This window comes from Sphingomonas sp. AP4-R1, assembly GCF_013113735.1.
Lineage (GTDB): Bacteria > Pseudomonadota > Alphaproteobacteria > Sphingomonadales > Sphingomonadaceae > Sphingomonas_I.
In genome coordinates this window covers 3,747,799-3,767,022 of sequence record NZ_CP053346.1, presented here as the reverse complement: position 1 = coordinate 3,767,022, position 19,224 = coordinate 3,747,799, and the positions used below count along the sequence as shown (strand labels likewise).

16 protein-coding genes are annotated in these 19,224 nt (G+C 62.9%); 9 read left to right on the top strand and 7 right to left on the bottom strand.

Annotation, left to right across the window (positions count from 1 at the left end; genetic code table 11):
- On the top strand, positions 1–3,726 hold the full coding sequence (locus tag HL653_RS17185) for a conjugal transfer protein TraG N-terminal domain-containing protein (RefSeq protein ID WP_171745602.1): 3,726 nt from the start codon (positions 1–3) through the stop codon (positions 3,724–3,726).
- On the opposite strand, the gene HL653_RS17180 is transcribed toward HL653_RS17185, so the two are convergent.
- On the bottom strand, positions 3,723–4,148 hold the full coding sequence (locus tag HL653_RS17180; protein ID WP_171745601.1) for a hypothetical protein: 426 nt from the start codon (positions 4,146–4,148) through the stop codon (positions 3,723–3,725). The two genes, HL653_RS17185 and HL653_RS17180, sit on opposite strands and share 4 nt — an antisense overlap.
- A 154-nt stretch (positions 4,149–4,302) precedes the next feature.
- On the opposite strand from HL653_RS17180, the gene HL653_RS17175 reads away from it, so the two are divergent.
- Positions 4,303–4,743: a hypothetical protein gene (locus HL653_RS17175; RefSeq protein WP_171745600.1), complete on the top strand. Its 441-nt coding sequence runs from the start codon at positions 4,303–4,305 to the stop codon at positions 4,741–4,743.
- A gap of 20 nt (positions 4,744–4,763) precedes the next feature.
- Here the strand turns inward: HL653_RS17175 and HL653_RS17170 are convergent, their stop codons facing one another.
- On the bottom strand, positions 4,764–5,516 hold the full coding sequence (locus tag HL653_RS17170) for an autoinducer binding domain-containing protein (protein ID WP_171745599.1): 753 nt from the start codon (positions 5,514–5,516) through the stop codon (positions 4,764–4,766).
- Between the two features lie 532 nt (positions 5,517–6,048).
- On the opposite strand from HL653_RS17170, the gene HL653_RS17165 reads away from it, so the two are divergent.
- Together HL653_RS17165 and HL653_RS17160 are read left to right on the top strand one after the other, a co-directional pair.
- Positions 6,049–6,324 (top strand): HU family DNA-binding protein, encoded by a 276-nt coding sequence (locus tag HL653_RS17165; RefSeq protein ID WP_171745598.1) that lies wholly within the window; start codon positions 6,049–6,051, stop codon positions 6,322–6,324.
- 263 nt (positions 6,325–6,587) lie between these two features.
- On the top strand, positions 6,588–6,815 hold the full coding sequence (locus HL653_RS17160; RefSeq protein ID WP_171747060.1) for a DUF3072 domain-containing protein: 228 nt from the start codon (positions 6,588–6,590) through the stop codon (positions 6,813–6,815).
- 64 nt (positions 6,816–6,879) lie between these two features.
- Here HL653_RS17160 and HL653_RS17155 read toward each other — a convergent pair whose 3' ends face one another.
- The gene (locus HL653_RS17155; protein ID WP_171745597.1) at positions 6,880–8,331 is read right to left on the bottom strand and encodes a CHAD domain-containing protein; all 1,452 of its coding nucleotides are present in this window, start codon (positions 8,329–8,331) and stop codon (positions 6,880–6,882) included.
- 552 nt (positions 8,332–8,883) lie between these two features.
- On the opposite strand from HL653_RS17155, the gene HL653_RS17150 reads away from it, so the two are divergent.
- Together HL653_RS17150 and HL653_RS17145 are read left to right on the top strand one after the other, a co-directional pair.
- The gene (locus HL653_RS17150; RefSeq protein WP_171745596.1) at positions 8,884–9,963 is read left to right on the top strand and encodes an AI-2E family transporter; all 1,080 of its coding nucleotides are present in this window, start codon (positions 8,884–8,886) and stop codon (positions 9,961–9,963) included.
- A gap of 11 nt (positions 9,964–9,974) precedes the next feature.
- A complete protein-coding gene (locus HL653_RS17145; protein WP_171745595.1) occupies positions 9,975–10,646 on the top strand; it encodes an alpha/beta hydrolase in 672 nt (223 codons plus the stop codon).
- 98 nt (positions 10,647–10,744) lie between these two features.
- Here the strand turns inward: HL653_RS17145 and HL653_RS17140 are convergent, their stop codons facing one another.
- On the bottom strand, positions 10,745–11,167 hold the full coding sequence (locus HL653_RS17140; RefSeq protein ID WP_171745594.1) for a DUF1810 domain-containing protein: 423 nt from the start codon (positions 11,165–11,167) through the stop codon (positions 10,745–10,747).
- 450 nt (positions 11,168–11,617) lie between these two features.
- Between HL653_RS17140 and HL653_RS17135 the strand changes: the two genes are divergently transcribed.
- From HL653_RS17135 to HL653_RS17125, 3 genes are all read left to right on the top strand, one after another.
- A complete protein-coding gene (locus HL653_RS17135) occupies positions 11,618–13,579 on the top strand; it encodes an AsmA family protein (RefSeq protein ID WP_253716992.1) in 1,962 nt (653 codons plus the stop codon).
- 48 nt (positions 13,580–13,627) lie between these two features.
- Complete coding sequence (locus HL653_RS17130; protein WP_253716990.1) at positions 13,628–14,002, top strand: hypothetical protein; 375 nt, start codon at positions 13,628–13,630, stop codon at positions 14,000–14,002.
- Between the two features lie 446 nt (positions 14,003–14,448).
- Complete coding sequence (locus tag HL653_RS17125; RefSeq protein ID WP_171745592.1) at positions 14,449–14,988, top strand: hypothetical protein; 540 nt, start codon at positions 14,449–14,451, stop codon at positions 14,986–14,988.
- 91 nt (positions 14,989–15,079) lie between these two features.
- Here HL653_RS17125 and HL653_RS17120 read toward each other — a convergent pair whose 3' ends face one another.
- From HL653_RS17120 to HL653_RS17110, 3 genes are all read right to left on the bottom strand, one after another.
- The gene (locus HL653_RS17120; protein ID WP_171745591.1) at positions 15,080–15,310 is read right to left on the bottom strand and encodes a hypothetical protein; all 231 of its coding nucleotides are present in this window, start codon (positions 15,308–15,310) and stop codon (positions 15,080–15,082) included.
- 574 nt (positions 15,311–15,884) lie between these two features.
- On the bottom strand, positions 15,885–16,451 hold the full coding sequence (locus tag HL653_RS17115) for a transcriptional regulator (protein ID WP_253718123.1): 567 nt from the start codon (positions 16,449–16,451) through the stop codon (positions 15,885–15,887).
- Between the two features lie 446 nt (positions 16,452–16,897).
- Positions 16,898–19,216, bottom strand: a complete 2,319-nt coding sequence (locus tag HL653_RS17110; protein ID WP_171745590.1) for a GH92 family glycosyl hydrolase — start codon at positions 19,214–19,216, stop codon at positions 16,898–16,900.
- Positions 19,217–19,224 lie beyond the last annotated feature (8 nt).

The following is a 19,224-nucleotide window of genomic DNA, read 5'->3' as shown; positions in this document are numbered from 1 at the left end:
ATGACGTCGCGCCTGCTCCGTGCTGTCGTTCCGATATTTGGCTTTGCCCTGGCGCGCCCGGCTTCCGCCATCGACGCGAGCTTTTATACCTACAATGGCTTTTCCGAGACGGTGGACGCGTTTCGGCTCGTCGCGATGATCTTTGCAGATCCGCGCTACGAGACATTGGTCGTCATCATCGCGGTCGTCGGCATCTCGCTGGGTGCCTTGCTCGCCAGCATCCGTGGCCAGGCCATGGGATTGGTCGCGTTCGGCTTCCAGATGCTCGTCGGCGTCGGACTGTTCGTCGGCATGATCACCACCACCGGCACCGTCCATGTCTACGACAAGGTCCGGAATGCCTATCAGGCCGTTGGCGACGTTCCGAACCTCCTCGTGCTTGTCGCGGGCACGACCAATCTGGTCGAGCGTGCGTTGGTCGAAACGATCGACGACAATTTGCTCGATCCGACGTCCAAGGTCGAGTTTGGCGCGGGCGGCCACATGTTCGACCTCTTCTTCAATGCGGTCGCGCCGCGCGGCCCCATGACCGACACGTTCCTGGATGCGACGATCAAGGACTATGTCCGGCAATGTTATCCGGTCGCACGCGTATCCGCGGCTTATGGCGTCGATGACGACCGCCTGTTTCGCACGGCGACCGACCTGCCGGCGGCATTCGCCGCGATGTCCGGCCCCGCCACTTTCTCGACGGTCTACACTGCAGCCGACAAAGGCGGCACGACCGTCAGTTGCGCGGACGCATGGTCGCACATCTCCGAGCGTCTGTCCGACCCGGTCTTGTTCGATGCATATAGCAGCCAGGTTTGCCGACGGTCCGGGTTCGACGTGACACAGGCCGTTCAACTGACGCGCTGCCGGGCGCAGATCGGCGAGATCGGCCAGACGATGATGGGCACGCCCCTGTCGCTACAAGCGCTCATGGGCAACATCCTGCTTGGCAACAGTGTCGGCGATGTCCTGTTCGAGGACAGTCCGGCATCCGCAGCGCGCGTCATGGCCAATCGGGCAGTCCTCTCCTCGGGTCTGGCAACGATGTCGGTCGCCAACGAATGGCTTCCGACCATTCGGGCAGTCGTCTTCGGGATCATGCTCTTCATGGTGCCAGTGGCGTTGCTGTTCATCCTGACGCCCATCAATCTGCGGGTCGCGGGCTTTGCGCTGGGCCTGTTCGTGTTCGTGGCGCTCTGGGGCGTGATCGACGCGGGCATCTATCAACTGACGCTTGGCCGGGCGATGGGCGCGCTGAGCGAGATGCGGGCGAACGCGGTTGCGGCCAATGCCTGGCTTCTGGCCCCCTCTTCTGCCCAGAAAGCGCTCGCCATTTTCGGTAGCTTCCGAACGGCTGCAGCCGGTCTCGCCGGTGCATTCGTGTTCACCGTCTTCCGCTTTTCCGGCAACATCTTTTCCGCAGTCACGGGCGGCGCACTCGGCGTCAGCGGCCAGGCAAGCGAGGCCGCAGCCCCTCTTGCCACCGGTGAGGGATATGCCTCGGCACTGGAGGCCCAAGGGTCCGCTGTCGGGACGTTCGCGCGCAGAGCCGCGGCCAGCAGTTTCGGCGATTTCGGTGAGCGCAGCAGCTTCGCGCGTAACCGGGGCTTTGGAGCTGCCGACGGCTATCTGTCCGAGCGCGCGAGCGCCGTTCCCGGCGTCCCTGCCTTTGGCATGGGCGGTATAGACGCTGCGCGCGAACTGGGCGGCCTGGCGCCGGCGCTGACCAATGGCGATCTCTCGCATCCCGCGACGCGCGATGCGATCCGGGCGAATGCGACGACGTCCGCCCTTCACCAATTTGCGGAGAAGGACGCATTGCGGTCGCTTGGCACCCGCTATTTCGGGAACGGCCCGTCCGGCGAGCGCGCCTTCGCGTCCTTCTCGCAGAACCTGATACAGTGGCGCGCCTTCGGCGACACTCGGGCTTACGGCATGATGATGGACGGGGTAGCGCGCTATTTCGAACGCGCCGGCTATAGCGAGGACGATGCCCAGCTGAAGGCCAGTGGTGTCATCGCGGATGCGTCTGCCGATCCCACATTTGCCAAGCTCATCGCCAACGCCTTCGACCAGAATGGCATGCTCGCAAACGACCTGACTGCGGCACAGGTTCAGGCGGGTGCGATGGCCGGGCGCCGGGATCATGCGGGCGATGCGATCGCTTCTGTCGAGCGCGGGAATGTCGCCACGGAACAGGCCCATCGAACCGGCGGCAATGCGGGTCAGCGCGATGCTGCCGCGATGCTGGGTCTATCTGTCGGCGAAACCAGCCGCCGGATCGCCTTCATCAACGCGCTTTCCGGAGAAGCCCGATCCACCGCCATCTCTCAGCTTGGCCGCGCGACGGGCCGCGATGAGGCGCGCGTCATGCGAGCGCTCGAAACGTTTAACGCCGCAACTCAGATCGGGACCGCCGACGGAGTTACGGCAGAAGCAGCGCGCGAACGGACGACCATCTACGGCCGCACGCGCGAGACCGCAGGCTATGATCTCGCGGACCGGGCCGGAAAGCTCGATGCACAGCGCGAAATCGAGCACGACGGCGTGCGTCAAGCGGCGCGGATCCGCGAGCAGCGACAGGAGTCGAACGAAGCCGGTTTTGCGCACGGTGCGCGCGCGGCGGGAACGTCGGTTCGCGAGGCCGCACACCTTGATGCGTTTATCGGCGCGCTGCGGTCCACCGCCGGAAACCAGGTGGACATCGCCGAGGGTGGTGCGACCGGGATCGCCGATCGTGCCCGGAATGATCGCCTGTCGCAGGTCGTGGGAAGCGAGCGGCTGACCCGGGCACAGGGCCTGTTGCGAAATGCGGGCGTCACATTGTCAAAGCGCCAGATCGCGATGGACCAGGACGGCGACTTCCATCTCAATTTGAACCCGCGGAGCGCTGCACAGATGTGGCGGGCGGGTCTGATCAACGAGAGCCAGCTTGGAGCGATTGCGAACGGCGGCACGGCCCGCTTCAGCTTCGCACATGACGACCTGCTCGTCTCGAGCAGCACCGGCTTCGAGCGGTCGGCGCGCAGCGACACGAGCACGAGGTTCGAGGCCGGCAAACAAGCTGGTCCGGACACGATCGAGCATTTTCTTGGTGGCGGGGCCGATGGACAGGCCGAGATGGCAAACTGGCTCAGGGGCGGTTTTGAAATGGACCGCAAGGGTCGTTGGCGCTTGAAACCGCAGGTCGCGGACACGCTTCAGCGTGATGTACAGGCGATCATGGTTCAGACGGGCTGGTCGAGGACACTCACTCGCAGCGCTGACGACACCAACTCAGTTGGAACGGATATTTCGGCGACTGTCTCGGCAGACGCTCGGCGCGGGGGTTTTTCCAAAGGGGCAAGCCAAGGCCAGTTCGGAGCTAGGGGCGGCGCTGGCGGCTCGTTTAGTATCGTTACGTCTGATCGTGGGGCGACCAGTGAAAGCACCTCCAGCGCTCTAGATATCGTCAATTACGACGTTCGTGCAGTTATCTCCAATGCCGAACGCGCTGCTGCCCGATCGAGCAATCCGACCTCCATTTTTACAAAAGAACTTGCAGAACAAATTATTGGTACTCGAGGACTGCGTAACCGCTACCTCAATGACGCGGATTCTGGACGTGGAACTGCCGACGTCACCAGCCCCATTACTTCGATTGAGCAAAGGTCAGTATTGGCTTCCGGCAGGTTTTCTAACGACCTCGCGAACGGCCCATTCGATGGCGACAGCGAATTTAAGGAGCGGCGCTAGTGCCGAGCTCGATTGTGGTTGTGCCGGTGCCAATATTTTGGCGATCTAGGATCCAGCGGATCTGCCAATGGGTCAATATAACCACCAACCGATCGCCTGGGAGCCAATTCCTCGCGTGGCTCGCTCACCCATTTCCATCGATAGTGGTCCATCCAGGCGCCCACATAGCCGAGCCCAAGGACGATCAACGGCGTGAATGGAAGAAAGACGACGTTCAGATAGCCCGCTGCAGCACTGGCATAAAAAGTGTCGAGACCGGGACTGAACCACGATCCGAGCTTGCCGGCCCAATAGAGGGCTACACCGATCCACCAGGCCTTGGCGTACCAGGGATGCCAGATCGATCGGGATATGCGGGGTCGCTCGCCGGCCAGACTATTGGCCTCGGTCGCCGCGTCGGGTGCTCCATCAACCGTGTCCATTGCCGGGGCCCTTCCCTTTGCGATCCTATAAGATCAGGCGGCGCAACGGCACTGCCCCTCGCACACCGCCCCGCACATTCGTCGCCGACCACCCACCCTATTGGCTACCCCCTTTTCCCACCCTCTTTCCTCTTCCGCTCCGCGCGGTCCGCCTATGTCATCGTGTCTGATCCTCGGAGATAGCATCGCTCTTGGGATCGCGGCTGCGATCACCATCCTGTGGCCGAGCGGTTGCGATGTCCGGGCTCGGGTGGGGGCGACGACGAGCGACATCAGCGCCCTCGTGCCGGCGAAGCACTATGATCTTGTCATCGTGTCCGCCGGCTCGAATGACGCGACAGGCCCTGCTTTCGATCGCGACATTGTGCGGCTGAGGCAAAGGCTGCGTGCCGGCCAGATAAGCTGGATCTACCCCCGCTCCCGCCCTCGCGCCTGGAGCGTCTATCGCGCTGCCAGCCGGCATGGCGACCGCACCATTGATCTGGCGGCACTTGCCTCCCGTGACGGCGTGCATCCTGCGGATTACCCGGCTGCCGCGCGAGTGGTACTGACCCGGGCGTTTCGGTCCGGCGGCGAGGTGCCGCAATCCGGGTAGCGAAGCGCAGCTTCATGCGATCATCGCCGCAGCAGATCGGTGAAGCTGACCTGCCCGTCGAACAATGCGCGCGCGATGAGATGCGGTCGCTGTGCATTGCCGTACGCCCGTCTCACCCCCTCGACATGCTCGTGCGCGGTAGATCGGCTAACACCCAGCAATTCAGCTATTTCGCCATCATTCTTTCCACGCCCCACCAGGACGAGCGCATCCATTTGACGGGGAGTGAGCCCGGGAACCGGCATGTTTTCCGAATTCCCCCGCAATCGCATGATCCGCCGGGCTGCATCGAACGCGAAGGTGCCGCAAAGCTGCGCTGCCCATAAGGCGGTGTCGCTGGGACGATCGTCGGAGGATGCCGCAAATGTGCATGTGCCATGATATTCGCCGGGAATATGCACCGGGATGGTAAAGCCGCTGACGAGCCCGAAACCCAGTGCCTCCGCCAGTATCTGCTTATGCCGCGCGGTCAGCTCGACAATGTCCTTCACATCGCTCCACATGAAGCCGTGCGGCATTCTCGTGCTCGCAAGATGAATCGGGTCGTCGACAAAGTATCCCCGTTCGACAACATGCTCGATCCAGTCCGCATCGTAGGATGTCAAACGGATGGCGTCGGCCGCGGGTCGAGACAGGTCGACATGATGTCCCATCGCGAACTGGGAGAAGCCCAGCTCCGACGTCGCGGCAAGAAGCGCTTCGTACAGCGCATGCTCGGTGACGGCATCTCGGAATGCCGCGAGGAGCCGCTCCAACTTGGCCAAATAGATCATTGGCGTGTCCTCGGCGAGCGCGACGGCGCTCAGTGCCTTTCTCCACGCTGGGAGCCGACAATCCTCTCACGCCGGACGGCGGTTACGCTTGATCTACGCAACGTAGAGCGTCCTTTGCTGAAAATTGCAATATTTCTGTAACATTCTCGGCAATTTTCGCGCACTCACCTCCGGGTTGCACGTGAGAGACATGACGGTGGGCCGGAGAGATCGACCAAAGATCAAGGATAGAGCCACGCTTTCCGAAACGCGGCGACGGAGATCCATGCCGCCCGTCATGGCATTTTGTCTTCCACCGCCCATTTGAATAATGGAACGCTGCCCCAAAGGTTGTCAGCGCGGGGCCCGGCTCGCGTCGGCTGCCGGGCGCCGCATCCGCTTCGCCCGAACCGCCGCGCGGGGCAGCTATGACCGGATCGGGGGCTTTGCTCTGCCGGCGGAACGACTATGGCTGGATGAACGGGGCAGTGAGGCACAACCCGCCTCTTCCGCCCCGTTTGGCTGATGGCTTTAAAGAAAGAAGGTAGCAGGAATGAACAACGCCGACATCGCAGACGCCGTGGCAGCCAGCCAGGGCATTCCGAAGACGGATGCGAAGAAGATCGTCGACGCCATATTTGCAGCGATTGGCGAAGCGGCCGCCAAGGGCGACGAGGTTTCGCTCGCCGGTTTCGGCAAGTTCAAGGTCAAGGACCAGCCCGAGCGGCAGGGTCGTAATCCGGCGACCGGTGCTGCGATCACCATCGCAGCGTCGAAAAAGCTGGGCTTCACACCAGCCAAGGCGATCAAGGACCGTCTGAACGGCTGATCGGATGCCCGTCGGCGTCGTGTCGAAAGCGCGGCGCCGACAATGACACGCTGTTCACGGTCGTGATCGGCCGTCTCTTCTTCAGCCTCGCCACCGGAGCATCCGTCGCCCTTGGCCCAGCGGCAACGGCGTCGTTGGCATCTTCTGCCTTCTTGCGTCGGCCCGAGATGATGCCCGGTGTGACGATGCGAGACCGCCGACGTGTCCGGGAACCATGGCCGTCGCTTCTTCGTTCAGAACAAATGAAGAACGAGGAAGAGATGATGTCAAATCCGATGCACAATCCCAAACTCGACGAGCATCCCGGATCGAATACCGAGAAGGATCCGGTGGAGTGGGTCTCGGGAGATGAGCCGATGACCGGCGCGCAGGCTTCCTATCTTACGACGCTCAGCGAGGAAGCAGGAACAGAATTGCCGCCGGAAGATCTTAGCAAGGCTGACGCCTCCATCCGGATCGATGCCCTCAAGGAACAGCTTGGGCGCACCTGATGTCCGAACGCCAGCGACAAACCCCTGCGCGCCCCCGGGCTCGCGCGCCGGGGTCTGCTCCCCATCACCAGAAGCGCTTGGTATCGACCAGATTTTCATAGGCCTCCGCGGCCGCCTCGATCATGGCCGATTTTTGTCGCGCGGCCGCGGACACGACGTCGATGTGGTCAGTCAGGCCGAGGCCGTTCAACACCTCTGGCGCTGTTGCCAGGTCGTTGAGCGCGCCGAGCTGTTCTTGAAGATTCTCAAGCGCAGCGATGAAAGCCTTGTAGCGCCGTCGTTCGTTTTTCCGATCGAAAAGAGATCGAAAAAACTCAGCAGCATAGCGTAGCTTCTTCGAGTCCTTTCTCACCTCATGCCGTGCATGGTCGTCGGCGTAGCTCAGGTCACGTCCGTCTTTCTTCACCTTCTTGCGGAAACGATCGAGCGCGCGCGATGCGAAATCCTGGACGGGCCGTGTGCGATCGGAAGCGGTGTCGGCCACGTCCAGCCACGCACCGTCGGCGGTCCACTCCGCCAGGTCCAGCATCACAGCGCGCGCGCGGCGGTGGGCCAGCGTAGCCTGCACATGATCGTAGCTACGCTCGCGCGCGCCGGCGATCCGGTCGCGCAGTTCGCCTGGCTCGGTGCGCTCGAGCAAGACGTCGAGATTGCGCGCACTCCCTAGTTCCCCGGCGAGCCATCGAAGCTCTTCCTGGAGCCGGCGGCCCTCTGGGTCTGCCAGGATCGGCTTGAAGATCGAAAAGCCCGATCGCAGCCTGCGAAGCGCGACCCGCGACTGATGCAATGCATCCGCCTCGCGCGACTGGACCAGCAGCGCCTCATTCAATCGGAAATGCCGGATGCAAGCGTGGACGATGGTCTGGAAGGCCTCGGCCGACGTCATGTCGTGTCTGAGCGTCAGATGCCCGGCCTTGATGGCGGCACGTGGGGCGTCCGACAATCGATAGCCGCGTTCCGATTTGGTCAACACGCCCAGACGAACCGGTGCGATCGCATCCAAGCGGTGCGCCACCGCGAAGAGCGCTGCCGGCGTGCCCGATTTGAGCTCAAGTTCGATCTCGACGATGCGGGCGGTACGATCGCCCGCTTCCACCCGGCCGCGATCGATCACAAGCTCGACGACGGAGCCCCCTTCTTCCACGGTCCAGGACCGGCGCTCGATCGCTACCTGAAAGATCGGAGCGATATCGTCGGCTTCGCGGCCGAGCACGGACCGTATCGGGGTCGTGTCATCCAGGATGGGAACATCGGTGTCGACTTCCTGCTCCCATTCGGAACGAGCGAACAGCCCGGCCGTCGTGCCGCCGCTCGCCTTGACGGTCTGGATGCGTGTGTCATTTTCCTGGCGGATCCGGAGCGACATACCGGCTTTCGCCAGGTCGCGAGCCGGCGTGTCGAAATAGAGCGCGCGCTGCGAACGCAAGGAAGGTTCGTCCCGAAGAAGATCCGATGCTCCAATCGCCGTGGCGGCCTCGGAGGTCACCTCCAGCTTCAATTCAATTTCAATCGGCATTCGCGCCTCGCTCGACAGTGCTCGATGACAACCCGTCTGAGACGGATCGGCTGCACCCCTCGGCAAAGACCGGCACGGACATCGCCCTGACAGGAGACCAGACGGGCCTTGTAGACGCCGGAAGAGTCCGGTGACGTGACAGTGCAGCAGCGTGTGCGGGTCCGGGCTTCGTGTCCGCCCCGGAACTGCCGGTTGGTAATGGCGCGCCGGTCCGCGGATCTCCCGGCCACGTGACCCCCGCGCCCGGCCAGTCCAGGTTCGGGTGGTTCAAGGACCCGCTCCTTTTATGGCGCGGGCCTGGTCCCCTCTCCGCCGTCTCGCATTGCGACCGTCTTGTCCCTCCCCGAGCCAGCATGGCGGCATCGGCAGGCCCCGTCGATGACGACATTGATCATCGAGCCGAAGGGCAAGAGACAATCGGATCGCCGGCCCGAGGGGCTGTACCATTGCTGCTGGCGCTGCCACGGCAAACAGGGCGTGGGCCTTTCGTGAGGCGGCCCGTCATGCTCGGACGTTGGCGCATCTTCGGCGAACAAGGGAGATCGAGACGATATGGCTATCCGTTCGGGGAGGATTGAGAGCGGCGGCCTGATCGTTTTCCTGACGCTCATCACCGTCGCGCTGGCCATGATTGTGTCGAGTTTTGCAGGCGCGCTGCTCTGGGCGGCCTTGGCTGCCCTCCTGTTCCAGCCACTCTTTCAGCGGCTCCTGCGCAGATGGCCGACCCGCCGCAACATCGCGGCTGCCGTAACCTTGCTCATTATCTCCGTGGCCGTGGTCATACCGGCTGTTGTGATCGGGAGCCTCGTGGTGGATCAGGCGGCAGGCGTCTACACGCAGCTCCGGAGCGGCCAGATCGATTTCTCGCTTTATTTCGAACGCGTCCACGGCGCTCTTCCCGTCCGTCTGCAAGCGTTGCTCGACAGTACCGGCTTCGGAAGCCTTGAGCGCGCGCAGACCAGGATCTCGCAGGCGCTGAGCGAGAGCGCGAGCATGCTTGCCCGCCGCGCGTTCCTGATCGGAGCCAATGCGGCGGGATTTCTCCTCGCCTTTGGTGTCGGTCTGTACGTGGCCTTTTTCCTCCTGCGGGATGGCGATCGCATCGGCCCCGCTCTGGAAAAGGCGCTACCGCTCGAACACGATGTTTCGCGGCGCCTGACGGAGCGATTTGTTTCCGTCACGCGCGCCACGGTCAAGGGATCGGGTGTCGTGGCACTCGTCCAGGGGGCGCTTGGCGCAGCGACCTTCTGGATCGTCGGGCTTCCGGCCGCTCTACTGTGGGGCATGTTGATGACGATCGCAGCCCTTCTTCCGGCGGTCGGTCCGGCGATCATCTGGGCCCCGGTCGCGGTCTATTTGTTTGCAACCGGCGCAATCTGGCAGGCGGCGATCGTGATCGGCTCCGGCGTGATGATCATCGGTCTGGCCGATAACATTCTTCGGCCGATCCTTGTCGGTCGCGACACGGGGATCCCCGATTGGCTCGTCCTCGTGACGACACTTGGCGGCATCGAACTCGTGGGCCTGAGCGGAATCGTGGTCGGCCCGCTGACAGCCGCTCTGTTCATCACGGGCTGGCAGATTCTGGCCGAGCAACGCGCAAAGCCTATGTCGCTCCACGACCAACCGTGAAAGGACATCGCTTGCTGGACGGCCCTCGCCTCTCCCCTGCTTCCGGAGGGAAACCGAATGCGCTGGTTATCCTCCTGCATGGATATGGCTCGAATGGCGACGACCTCATCTCGTTGGCCGCTCTGGTCCAGCCGTTTCTGCCCGACGCCGGCTTCGTGGCGCCTGAGGCGCCATCGCAGATCCCGCACATGGCAAACGCCCGTCAGTGGTGGCCGATCGAGAGTTTCTCGCCCGTGGAGCGTGCGTCCGGGGCGGACGCAGCAGCCTCCGGGCTGGACATGTTCATCACGCACGAACTCGCACAGGCGCAGCTTCCCGACGATCGGCTTTTGCTCATCGGTTTCAGTCAGGGCTCGATGATGGCGCTTCACGTCGGTCTGCGCAGGGAGCAGCCGATCGCAGGCATCATCGGAATTTCCGGTATGCTCGTGGCGCCGGAGCGGTTGGCCGCTGACATGCGCAGCCGGCCGCCGGTTCTGCTCGTGCACGGGACGGAGGATCAGGTCGTGCCGTTCCGGTCGATGGAGATGGCGTCACGCACTCTGGCGGCGGTCGACGTCAGGGTCGAAACGCATGTCTCGCCCGGTCTCGGCCACTCGGTGGCCCAGGACGGCCTCTCGGCCGCAGCGGACTTTGCGCGCCGCGTGCTCGCCTCGTCGGGAGCGACGCCTGCCATTTCCTGAGACGTTGGAAGAGCATCGTCTGCTGGACATGTCCCGATCGGATGAGGCGGCCGCGACCGTCATCAAGAGCGGTCCGCTTATTCCTGGCCCGCCGCCGACTACACCACACGCAGTCTCTCAAGGGTCGCCGGATCTGGGGTGCCGAACCAGCGAACCAAGGCGGCTTGGAAGATGGGTGGCCCGCCTGCCGCCGTGAACAGACTGAGAGAGGATCGCAGCTTCATCGCATCTATCGGCCCAAAAACCGAAGCCGCATCCGCTGTGGCCAGGCCCTGAAGGGCGCCCACGCATTCGATGAGCCGAGGCCCCAGAAGCGGATGGATGAGATAGGCGCGGGCCTCCTCCAACGACGCGATTGCGTAATGGCGCGCCATCTCACTGGACCCCAGTCCGGCGATCTGCGGGAAGATAAACCACATCCAGTGCGTACGCTTCCTGCCCGCCCGAATTTCCGCGAGGACCTCCGGATAGACAGACTTCTGGGCGACGACGTAGCGGTCCAGATCGAAGGTATCGGACATGCAGCAGGAATAAGCGCAGAGCGGCGCGTCAGCAAATATCGGGCGCGGGCAGCGGGCAGCTCGCGCGGGCCTTTCGGCCGGCGTCCCGGTTTAGAGTAAGGCCAGAGGGAGGGCGGCGCAGCGTCGGAGCCCATGCAGAGAGAAGCGCCTCTCTCTTGGGGGCCGGGGTGCCGCGCTTGTCGTTGGTCACTCTGAGGTCGGGCTGGTTTGCGCGGTTTCGACCCATCAGCGTGCACGAAGCCCGTGCGCTGCTCGAAACGGGCCGTTCTGGCGTCTCGGCCGGAATTCCGGACGGACATGTGCAGCGCGGCGCTCGGAGCGGATTGACGTGTGGCTCACGGCACAAACAGGGCCACCCCCCGTTCATTGTCCCGCCGGCGGATTTGGAAGGGCCTTTTGGATATTACGCAATCGATCGCTCATCCGTCACGCATGCGCAGGACGTTATGGTTGCGTCGGCTCTTGTGGATGGTGGCCGGGCTTCTTTTGATCCTGGCGACCTTATGGATGATCCTGTTCGTGACGAAGGGGCGTTTCCTGCGCGGCCCGTTCGAGCGTATCGCGGGATCGCAGCTCCACCGCCAGGTGCGGGTGCGCGGTGACTTCCAGCTCTACTTCGACCCGTTCGCGCTGAAACTGGTTGTTGACGGGCTTACGATCGCGAATCCGAACTATGCGACGAAGCCCTTTCTCTTCAGCGCCCGGCGGATCGAGGCCCGTGCAGCTCCGTTCAGCCTCCTTCGCAAGAAATGGAGCTTTCACTCGCTCGATCTGACGGGTGCGGCGATCGATCTCGAATGGGACAAAGCGCATCGTCGAAACAGTTGGAGTTTCAGCGACAAGAAAAACGGCCGACCGCTGACATTGCCCGTCATCGACGAGGCCCGGCTGACCGAGACGACGTTGCGTTACCGCGATCCGAGGCTGAGGCTACTGACCGATCTGCGATTTGAGACCATCAGGTCGGAAGGCGCGCGGATCGGATCGGCGATCCGGTTCGCAGGGAATGGAACGATCCGGGCCACACCTTTCATGGTTTCGGGGGCGCTTCTGTCTCCCAATCGCACCGTGCAGCGCGGGCGCAACCGATTGATCCTGCACGCCACGGCGGCGGGCAATGTCGTCGATATGCGTGGTACGCTGCCGAGCCTTGCCGAACTGGAGGATGTGCCGTTGCAGCTGTCTGCCCGCGGTCACAATCTTGCCCGTCTGCTCGAGATCATCGGCGTCGTGGTACCGGATACGCGCGGCTACGCCCTGGCCTCCCGGCTGGTCCTGCATGAGGATCAATATCGTTTCACGGGAATGCAGGGTCGCTTCGGAGACAGCGACCTCGCCGGCGCCTTCACGGTCCATAACATCGAGCCGCGCGTTCGCGTGGAGGCAGCGCTCACCACCCGCAGACTCGATATTGTCGATGCCGCACCGTTCATCGGCTACAATCCGGACGTGATTGCCGCCAAAGGCGCGGCGGGCGCTGTCACCCGCGTGAAGGGTACGCCTCGACTGCTCCCGGATGCACAGCTTCGGATTGAAGCCTTGCGAGCCTTCGATGCCAAGCTGCGATGGCATGTCGATGCGGTGCGGTCCCGCAACGTGCCGCTGTCGGACATCGATCTCACTCTGTCCCTCGACGATCGGCTGCTGAAGATGAATCCGCTGACGTTCACGATGGCGCGAGGCCGGGTGACTTCGGACGTGACGATCGACGCCCGCGCCAGACCGGCACGCACGACCTATGACATCCGGCTTCTGCCGACCCCGGTCGGCCAATTGCTCGCGGGCTTCGGGGCGATCGAGGCGGGCACGACGGGCACGGTGAAGGGCCGCGCGAAGCTGGTCGGGATTGGTGATAGCGTGCGGGACAGTCTCGCCACCGCGCAAGGACGCATCGCCTTCATCGTGCCTGGAGGCACCTTCTGGATGCGCAATGTCCAGCTGGTCGAGCTGGATCTGGGCGTGTTCGTCCAGCGCATGCTGCAGAACGAGCTGAAGAAGCCCGTGTCCATCAACTGCGGCCTGATTGCCTTCACGGTGCAAGACGGCATCGCGACCGCCGATCCGATCCTGATCGACACGAGCAAGAATGTGATTGCCGGTCGTGGCAGCCTGTCATTCCGGAATGAAAAGATCGACATCGGCATCCGCGCGGATGCGAAGAAATTCAGTCTGTTCTCCGGTCAGTCTCCCGTCGGTATCGGCGGCTATTTCGCAGCCCCGACCATCCGGCCGCTCAGCCCTCAATTGTTCGGTCGGGTCGGCATCGGCCTTGGCCTTGCAGCTCTGGCGCCACCCGCTGCCTTGCTGGCATTCGTGGATCCGGGCGATGCGAAATCGATATCCTGCGGCCCTGTTCTGGCGGGTGCGCGCTCCGGCGCGCAGCGCACGGTCAAAGGCGCAAAGGGAAGATGAGCTGCTGGCGATCGCGTCGAATACGGGGCTTGATCCCTGGCGACGGGGATGTCAGGCGGCAGCATGCAGCCCCATATTCGCGCCATCGTCGTAGCCTCTGCCCACGCCTTCGTGATACGCAAAAAGGTGGCCGGCCTTTATGATCATACGGCAGCGCGCCACCTCCGGATTGCGGCGGAGGCGTTGGGTGAGCATCTGCAAGGGTATGACGGCGATCGTGATGCCAGGTTCGGGGGCAGCCTTCCCGATCTCCATGACGCGCGCGAGGGAACCTCCGTGCATATCGAGATCGACGGCGATGCGGCGCGCGGGTATGACAGAGGGTCTGCAGGCCATTTCTCCGCGACGGTGAGCGAGCAACGGGTACAGCTCTATGATCATGCCGAGGGTACCTGGTTTTCTTTCGAGGTGCAGACCGCGTAAGGGCGACGGCGACGTGCAGGACGAACGGCTCTGATCGCCCTAACAGAGGATTTGGCAGAGTGTTGGATCGTCCATCTCGCCCATCTTTGGGATGTGCAGGATGCTGAGGCGTGGGCTGAGGCTGTCGGCGCTTCACCGCACGCGAGAGGCAACTGAACGGGCCGTCCGCCAACCGACGGTTTGACGAAGCCACCCTCCTCAACAATATCTGGCGAGTGGCAAGCAACAGCAGCGCGACCTGGTTTAGGTGGACCGCCGCCTTCTTCCGTGAGCCTTACCCGTGGCTCGCGGATGGGCTCGCAGGCTCCGGCGCCCGGCAGGGGCTCGCATTATTGACGGTCCCGCTCTGGTTGACACCCGATCTCTACGAGGCACATCTGCGAAATGGCGGGTCGCGCTCGGGCCGAAGCGCGATGTGGGCAGCCGCCGGCCTTTGGCTGGGAACGATGACGCTCATGGGCCTGCCGTTCACGACGCTACTTCAGGCGCCGTTGGCGCAGCTGGGTCGGGCACTGGGTTATTGGGACGACCAGTTTGGCACCCCGCTCATCGCGACCTTTCTGACCGCGACCCTGCTCCTCCTGCTGGTGCTCATCGCGTCGCTCGAATGGGCGCTGATCTGGGCGGCCTGCGGGATCGATGCTGTGATCGGCAGCCGCACGATCTCCCCACCCCCTTTTGGGTATGTGGCGATCAAGTCTGCGGGTGCCATGGCCGGGGTGGCTGTGTTGACCTCTGGACTATTGTTTTCGGTGAGGCCGCTCAACGATCCGGTCTGGCACTGGATCGGTCGGACCGGTTTTCTTCAGGCCTCGCTGGTCGCGAGCGTGACTGCCGCTCTTCTGCTCGGCTACAATCGCAAATCACGGATCTCTGTTAGCTGCGGCGAGCAAATTTATGGCAGCAGGACGAAGGCAATTGTCTATCAACTGGTCGGTCCGATCGTGATGCTGGCGATATTATGGACCCTCGTTCACATCGCCTGACCCGGACGCTCACAGGGCTTTTTTCATGCAATGGTCGCGAAGAGCGATGGCAATTTGACAACTCCCGGTCTGGGCTCCTCGCACACCGCGACTATCGCTCAAGATCGTCGGCATTCGACGCGTTTGGCCTCTCAACTCGATCGGAGCCCTTTTTCGGTTCGGTGCTGGAAGGCGGATCCGAGGCGGGAAAACTCTCGTCGAGTTCGAGATCGAGCTTGTCATCGGCACTGGACGGATGGCGCTCGAGAGCCTTTTCATCCTCGGCGTGGTGGTCCTTCAAGATCTTGCCGGGCTTCTTTGCGACAGGTGTGATTTCCGTCATGATGGATCTCCTGTCGTTCATAAACCGCGCTAACATAGGGCATGTTCCGAACGCGAGGGATCAGGATCGCTTCCTTTGCGATCATCTCATAACCGCCCCCGTGCCCCATGAATCGCGCCCTCATATAGATGGCGGCGAGGTTTTTTCCGCGACGGACCTTCAACCCATCAAGAGGTAGACGTCTCGACCGCCGTCCACAGGCCCGATGCGACATTGACCATTATGGTCCGTTTCGGATATTGTTTTCGAATTCAACCCCCTGTTGGATCGAAGGCGGGACCAAGGGACGCCCGCCTTCGTTTTCCCGAAAGTCTCCCAGTTCGCAGAATGTCGCGCGGACTGGATTTCAATCCGAAGCCCGGATGGCGGCCGACCGTATCCGGCCCAGATATCGACCTTGATCGACAATGTGCCGGCGCCGCCGCCTTCACGCGCCCGCGCCCCGCGAGAGATCCCTCCCAACGGGCAACAACCGTTATGATTGAAGCCTTTAGGCCGGTCGGCTCACTCGTTCAGAGAAGATCAGGCTCATGACGCTAAGCCGCTGGGGCTATCGACCTAGTTGTTGTTCTTCTCACGACAACGCGCTGAAAACCGCCCGCGCCGCCTCCCGTGTCCGCAGCCACTTCTGATATTCGTCGAGTGCATCGGGCAGCGCGCGGTGAGAGGATGCCCCGGCTTTGACGGCAGCGGCCCTGGTGACGATATTGTGAACCTCGGTGGCGAGACGCGGACCGCTGAAGGCCGGTGACAGGATTTCACTGGCTGCCTCGCGCAGCGCCTCGTCCGTGTCGCGCAACCGCAATGCATGGCGCGGGATGCCGGCGGACCGGAGCAGCGCGCTCAGCCACTTGCCATCCCACGAAGGCGCGCTGGCGAACAGTTGGTGCCCGTCCAGCACCTCCACCATGCGGCGCGCGACCTCGTCGTGGGGATCGCCCTGTGCGGCGAGCATCTCGCGGCTGATCCCGTGAATTGCCTCGGCCTGATCATCCCAGTCGGTCCAATGAGGTGCGGGCGCGATAAGGTGAGCCTCCTGTCGGCCGTTCTGGAACACCCACGCAACTTCAATAGGATGGCTGCGATCGGCGAGCGAGGACGCTTCGAAATCAAGAAAGACTTTCATTCGAACCGTCTGCACCAAAGGAGGATATCCGTCATCCGCGAACATCCCCCCAACAGTTTCTCGCTCGCATCATGCTGCCGCTTAACCAGTCTGTCTGGCGATGGATGGATCGACGATACGCTCCGAAATGTCGCTGCTCGAGAATTCCGTCGCACCGGGTGGCACGGCCAGCATCGGCGGAACGAACCGCGACCAGGGCAGGTGATCGACTATGACGGACAATACGCGCACCGGAGATGATGCAGCACCTCGCACCCCGGGAACCGGGGAGACGTATGTCGCGTCCGCGGCGGGTCGAGCAAACTGGCCCGCCATGATTGCAAGGCGTGTGGCGGGACCGAGAGGATCACCGGGGGATTGGCGGTGGGTGGAAAACCGGCCGATCAAGATGACCGCGCGTATCAGCCCTGCGCGCGCCCGGGATGGGATCGTGTCCGGTTTCTTCCGGCTCAGTCTTCCGATCAGCGCCTGCCCGTTTTTGTCATGGAGAAGGGCCGTGCCGCCTTGCTAGTCGCCCACAACTTGTTGGGGACGGTGCTCATTGTGAACCGAAGCTCGCCGCCGGCCCTGATGTCGACGTCTTTCAGGAAGGCTCGATCCAGCGTCACGCCGTTCAATGTGACCGCACGCACATAGCGGTTCGTATCAGAGAGTCCGTCGGCCAAGATCGAGAAGTGCTGGCCGTTCGGAAGGTTCAGCACAGCTCGATCCACGAAGGGGCGCCCGATCACATATTCGTTCGACCCCGGCGCCACGGGGTAAAAACCCAGCGCTGTGAAAACGAGCCAGGCCGACATCTGACCGAGGTCGTCATTACCGGCCAGGCCGTCCGGCGTCGGTTTATATTGGGACGAGACGATCTGCGCGAGCCGCTCCTGCGTCCGCCACGGCGCGCCGGCAAAGACGTAGAGGTAAGCGACGTGATGGCTCGGCTCATTGCCATGGATATATTGTCCAATCAGGCCCGCAATGTCCTCGGCATGGCTGTAATCGAGCTTTGACGTGTCGAACTCGAACATCGCGTCCAGCTTGGCCACGACCTTCGCATCGCCGCCGAGCACCGTGAACAGCCCCGCCTGATCCTGCGGTACGAACCAGCTATATTGCCAGGCATTGCCCTCGGTATAATCCGAGCCGTAATTGATGGCGGTGGGATCGAACGGGGTGCGAAAAGCACCGGTTGAGAGCCGCGCACGCAACCAGCCGGTCTTGGGATCGAAACTGTTCCGCCAGTTTCGGGCCCGCTTCTCAAAACGGTCGGCAATCTCCTGCTTGCCCATGGCCCGCGCCATCCGCGCGATCGCCCAGTCGTCATAGGCATATTCGACGGTCTTCGAGGCCGCTTCCGGCTCGCGATCGATCGGGACATAGCCAAGCTTCATATAGTCGCCGAGGCCGCCATAGGGTGCGTAGGTCGCGCTCGCGACCATCGCATCGAGTGCAGCATCGGCATCGAAGTCCCGGATACCCTTGAGCCACGCATCCGCGATGACCGGGGCGGCATGATAGCCGATCATCGTCCACGTCTCCCGGCCAGCAAACTGCCACACCGGAAGGATGCCATAAGGACTGTACTGCCGGCTTTCGACAAGCGAGCGGACGACATCGACCGTCGTCTGTTCGGGCTGGATCAGAGTCAGGAGCGGATGCTCTGCACGGAACGTATCCCAGAGCGAAAAGGTCGAGCGGAATGTGAAGCCCTTCGCTTCATGAACCTGATCATCCGGCCCGCGATAGCGGCCGTCCGCATCACTCCACACGGTGGGCGCGAGAAGGGCGTGATAGAGAGCTGTGTAGACGTTGGTCCGCATCGGCGCGGGCGCCTTGATCTCCACCGCACCGAGCGCTTTCGACCAAGCCTCTGCCGTCCGTGCGCGGATCGCATCGAAATCGCCGGGCTCCGCATCGAGGTTAGCGACCGCGCCTGCCTCGTCCACCCCGGACAGCGCCACCTTCACCTCCAGTGGGCTCGCCAACGTGCCAAAGTCCAATGTCGCCTCGAGCGCGCGACCGAGCTTCTCTGCCACATCATCGCTGCCGCGGCCGGGACCCTGGAAGCCCTTGTAGGTGACAGCCGTGTCGCGATCGACGAACGCATGAGTGGTCATCGGCGCGGAGAAACGCATCGCGAAGTAGAGCTTGCGTCCGGGCGCCCAACCACGCGTCTCACGGAAGCCTGTCAGGACGCCGCCGGATCGAAGGTGCAGCCCGGACCAGAGGATCTTGCCTGGATAATTGTAGAGCGAGGAGCGCAGGTCGAGTATGAGATGTGCCGCTTGTCCCGCAGGAAATGTGTAGCGATGGACACCGATCCGGTTACCCGCCGTCAGTTCCGCCCGGATGCCGCTGTCCAGCAGATTGACCGCATAATAGCCTGGGCGTGCCGTTTCCTGCTCGTGATCGAAGCGCGATCGATAGCCGGAGCCGGGCTGCTTCGGGTCACCAGGATCGAGCCGGACGTGTGGCCCCGCCTGCGGCATGAGCAGCACGTCGCCCAGGTCGGAATGGCCGGCACCTGAGAAATGCGTGTGACTGAACCCCTGGATGGTCGGATCGTCATAACGATAGCCTGCCGTATGCCCGTAACAGGACCGTATCTCGCAGCCCGTGTCGGTGTCGGGAGACAACTGGACCATGCCGAACGGCGCGGTTGCGCCCGGGAAGGTATGCCCTTCCCCCCCCGTCCCGATGCGCGGATCGACAACATCTATCGGAGCCGTCGATCCCTGCCCGGTGGCCGGGGCGGAGAGAAAAACCAGGGAGAGAAAAAGCTTATGCATCCTCTAAG

Excerpts from the sequence above, each read along its gene's own strand:
- HL653_RS17110 (WP_171745590.1), bottom strand. The coding sequence starts at position 19,216 with ATGCATAAGCTTTTTCTCTCCCTGGTTTTTCTCTCCGCCCCGGCCACC.
- HL653_RS17180 (WP_171745601.1), bottom strand. The coding sequence starts at position 4,148 with ATGGACACGGTTGATGGAGCACCCGACGCGGCGACCGAGGCCAATAGT.
- HL653_RS17165 (WP_171745598.1), top strand. The coding sequence starts at position 6,049 with ATGAACAACGCCGACATCGCAGACGCCGTGGCAGCCAGCCAGGGCATT.
- HL653_RS17150 (WP_171745596.1), top strand. The coding sequence starts at position 8,884 with ATGGCTATCCGTTCGGGGAGGATTGAGAGCGGCGGCCTGATCGTTTTC.
- HL653_RS17120 (WP_171745591.1), bottom strand. The coding sequence starts at position 15,310 with ATGACGGAAATCACACCTGTCGCAAAGAAGCCCGGCAAGATCTTGAAG.
- HL653_RS17140 (WP_171745594.1), bottom strand. The coding sequence starts at position 11,167 with ATGTCCGATACCTTCGATCTGGACCGCTACGTCGTCGCCCAGAAGTCT.
- HL653_RS17130 (WP_253716990.1), top strand. The coding sequence starts at position 13,628 with ATGTCAGGCGGCAGCATGCAGCCCCATATTCGCGCCATCGTCGTAGCC.
- HL653_RS17160 (WP_171747060.1), top strand. The coding sequence starts at position 6,588 with ATGTCAAATCCGATGCACAATCCCAAACTCGACGAGCATCCCGGATCG.
- HL653_RS17125 (WP_171745592.1), top strand. The coding sequence starts at position 14,449 with ATGACGCTCATGGGCCTGCCGTTCACGACGCTACTTCAGGCGCCGTTG.
- HL653_RS17170 (WP_171745599.1), bottom strand. The coding sequence starts at position 5,516 with ATGATCTATTTGGCCAAGTTGGAGCGGCTCCTCGCGGCATTCCGAGAT.
- HL653_RS17155 (WP_171745597.1), bottom strand. The coding sequence starts at position 8,331 with ATGCCGATTGAAATTGAATTGAAGCTGGAGGTGACCTCCGAGGCCGCC.
- HL653_RS17185 (WP_171745602.1), top strand. The coding sequence starts at position 1 with ATGACGTCGCGCCTGCTCCGTGCTGTCGTTCCGATATTTGGCTTTGCC.
- HL653_RS17175 (WP_171745600.1), top strand. The coding sequence starts at position 4,303 with ATGTCATCGTGTCTGATCCTCGGAGATAGCATCGCTCTTGGGATCGCG.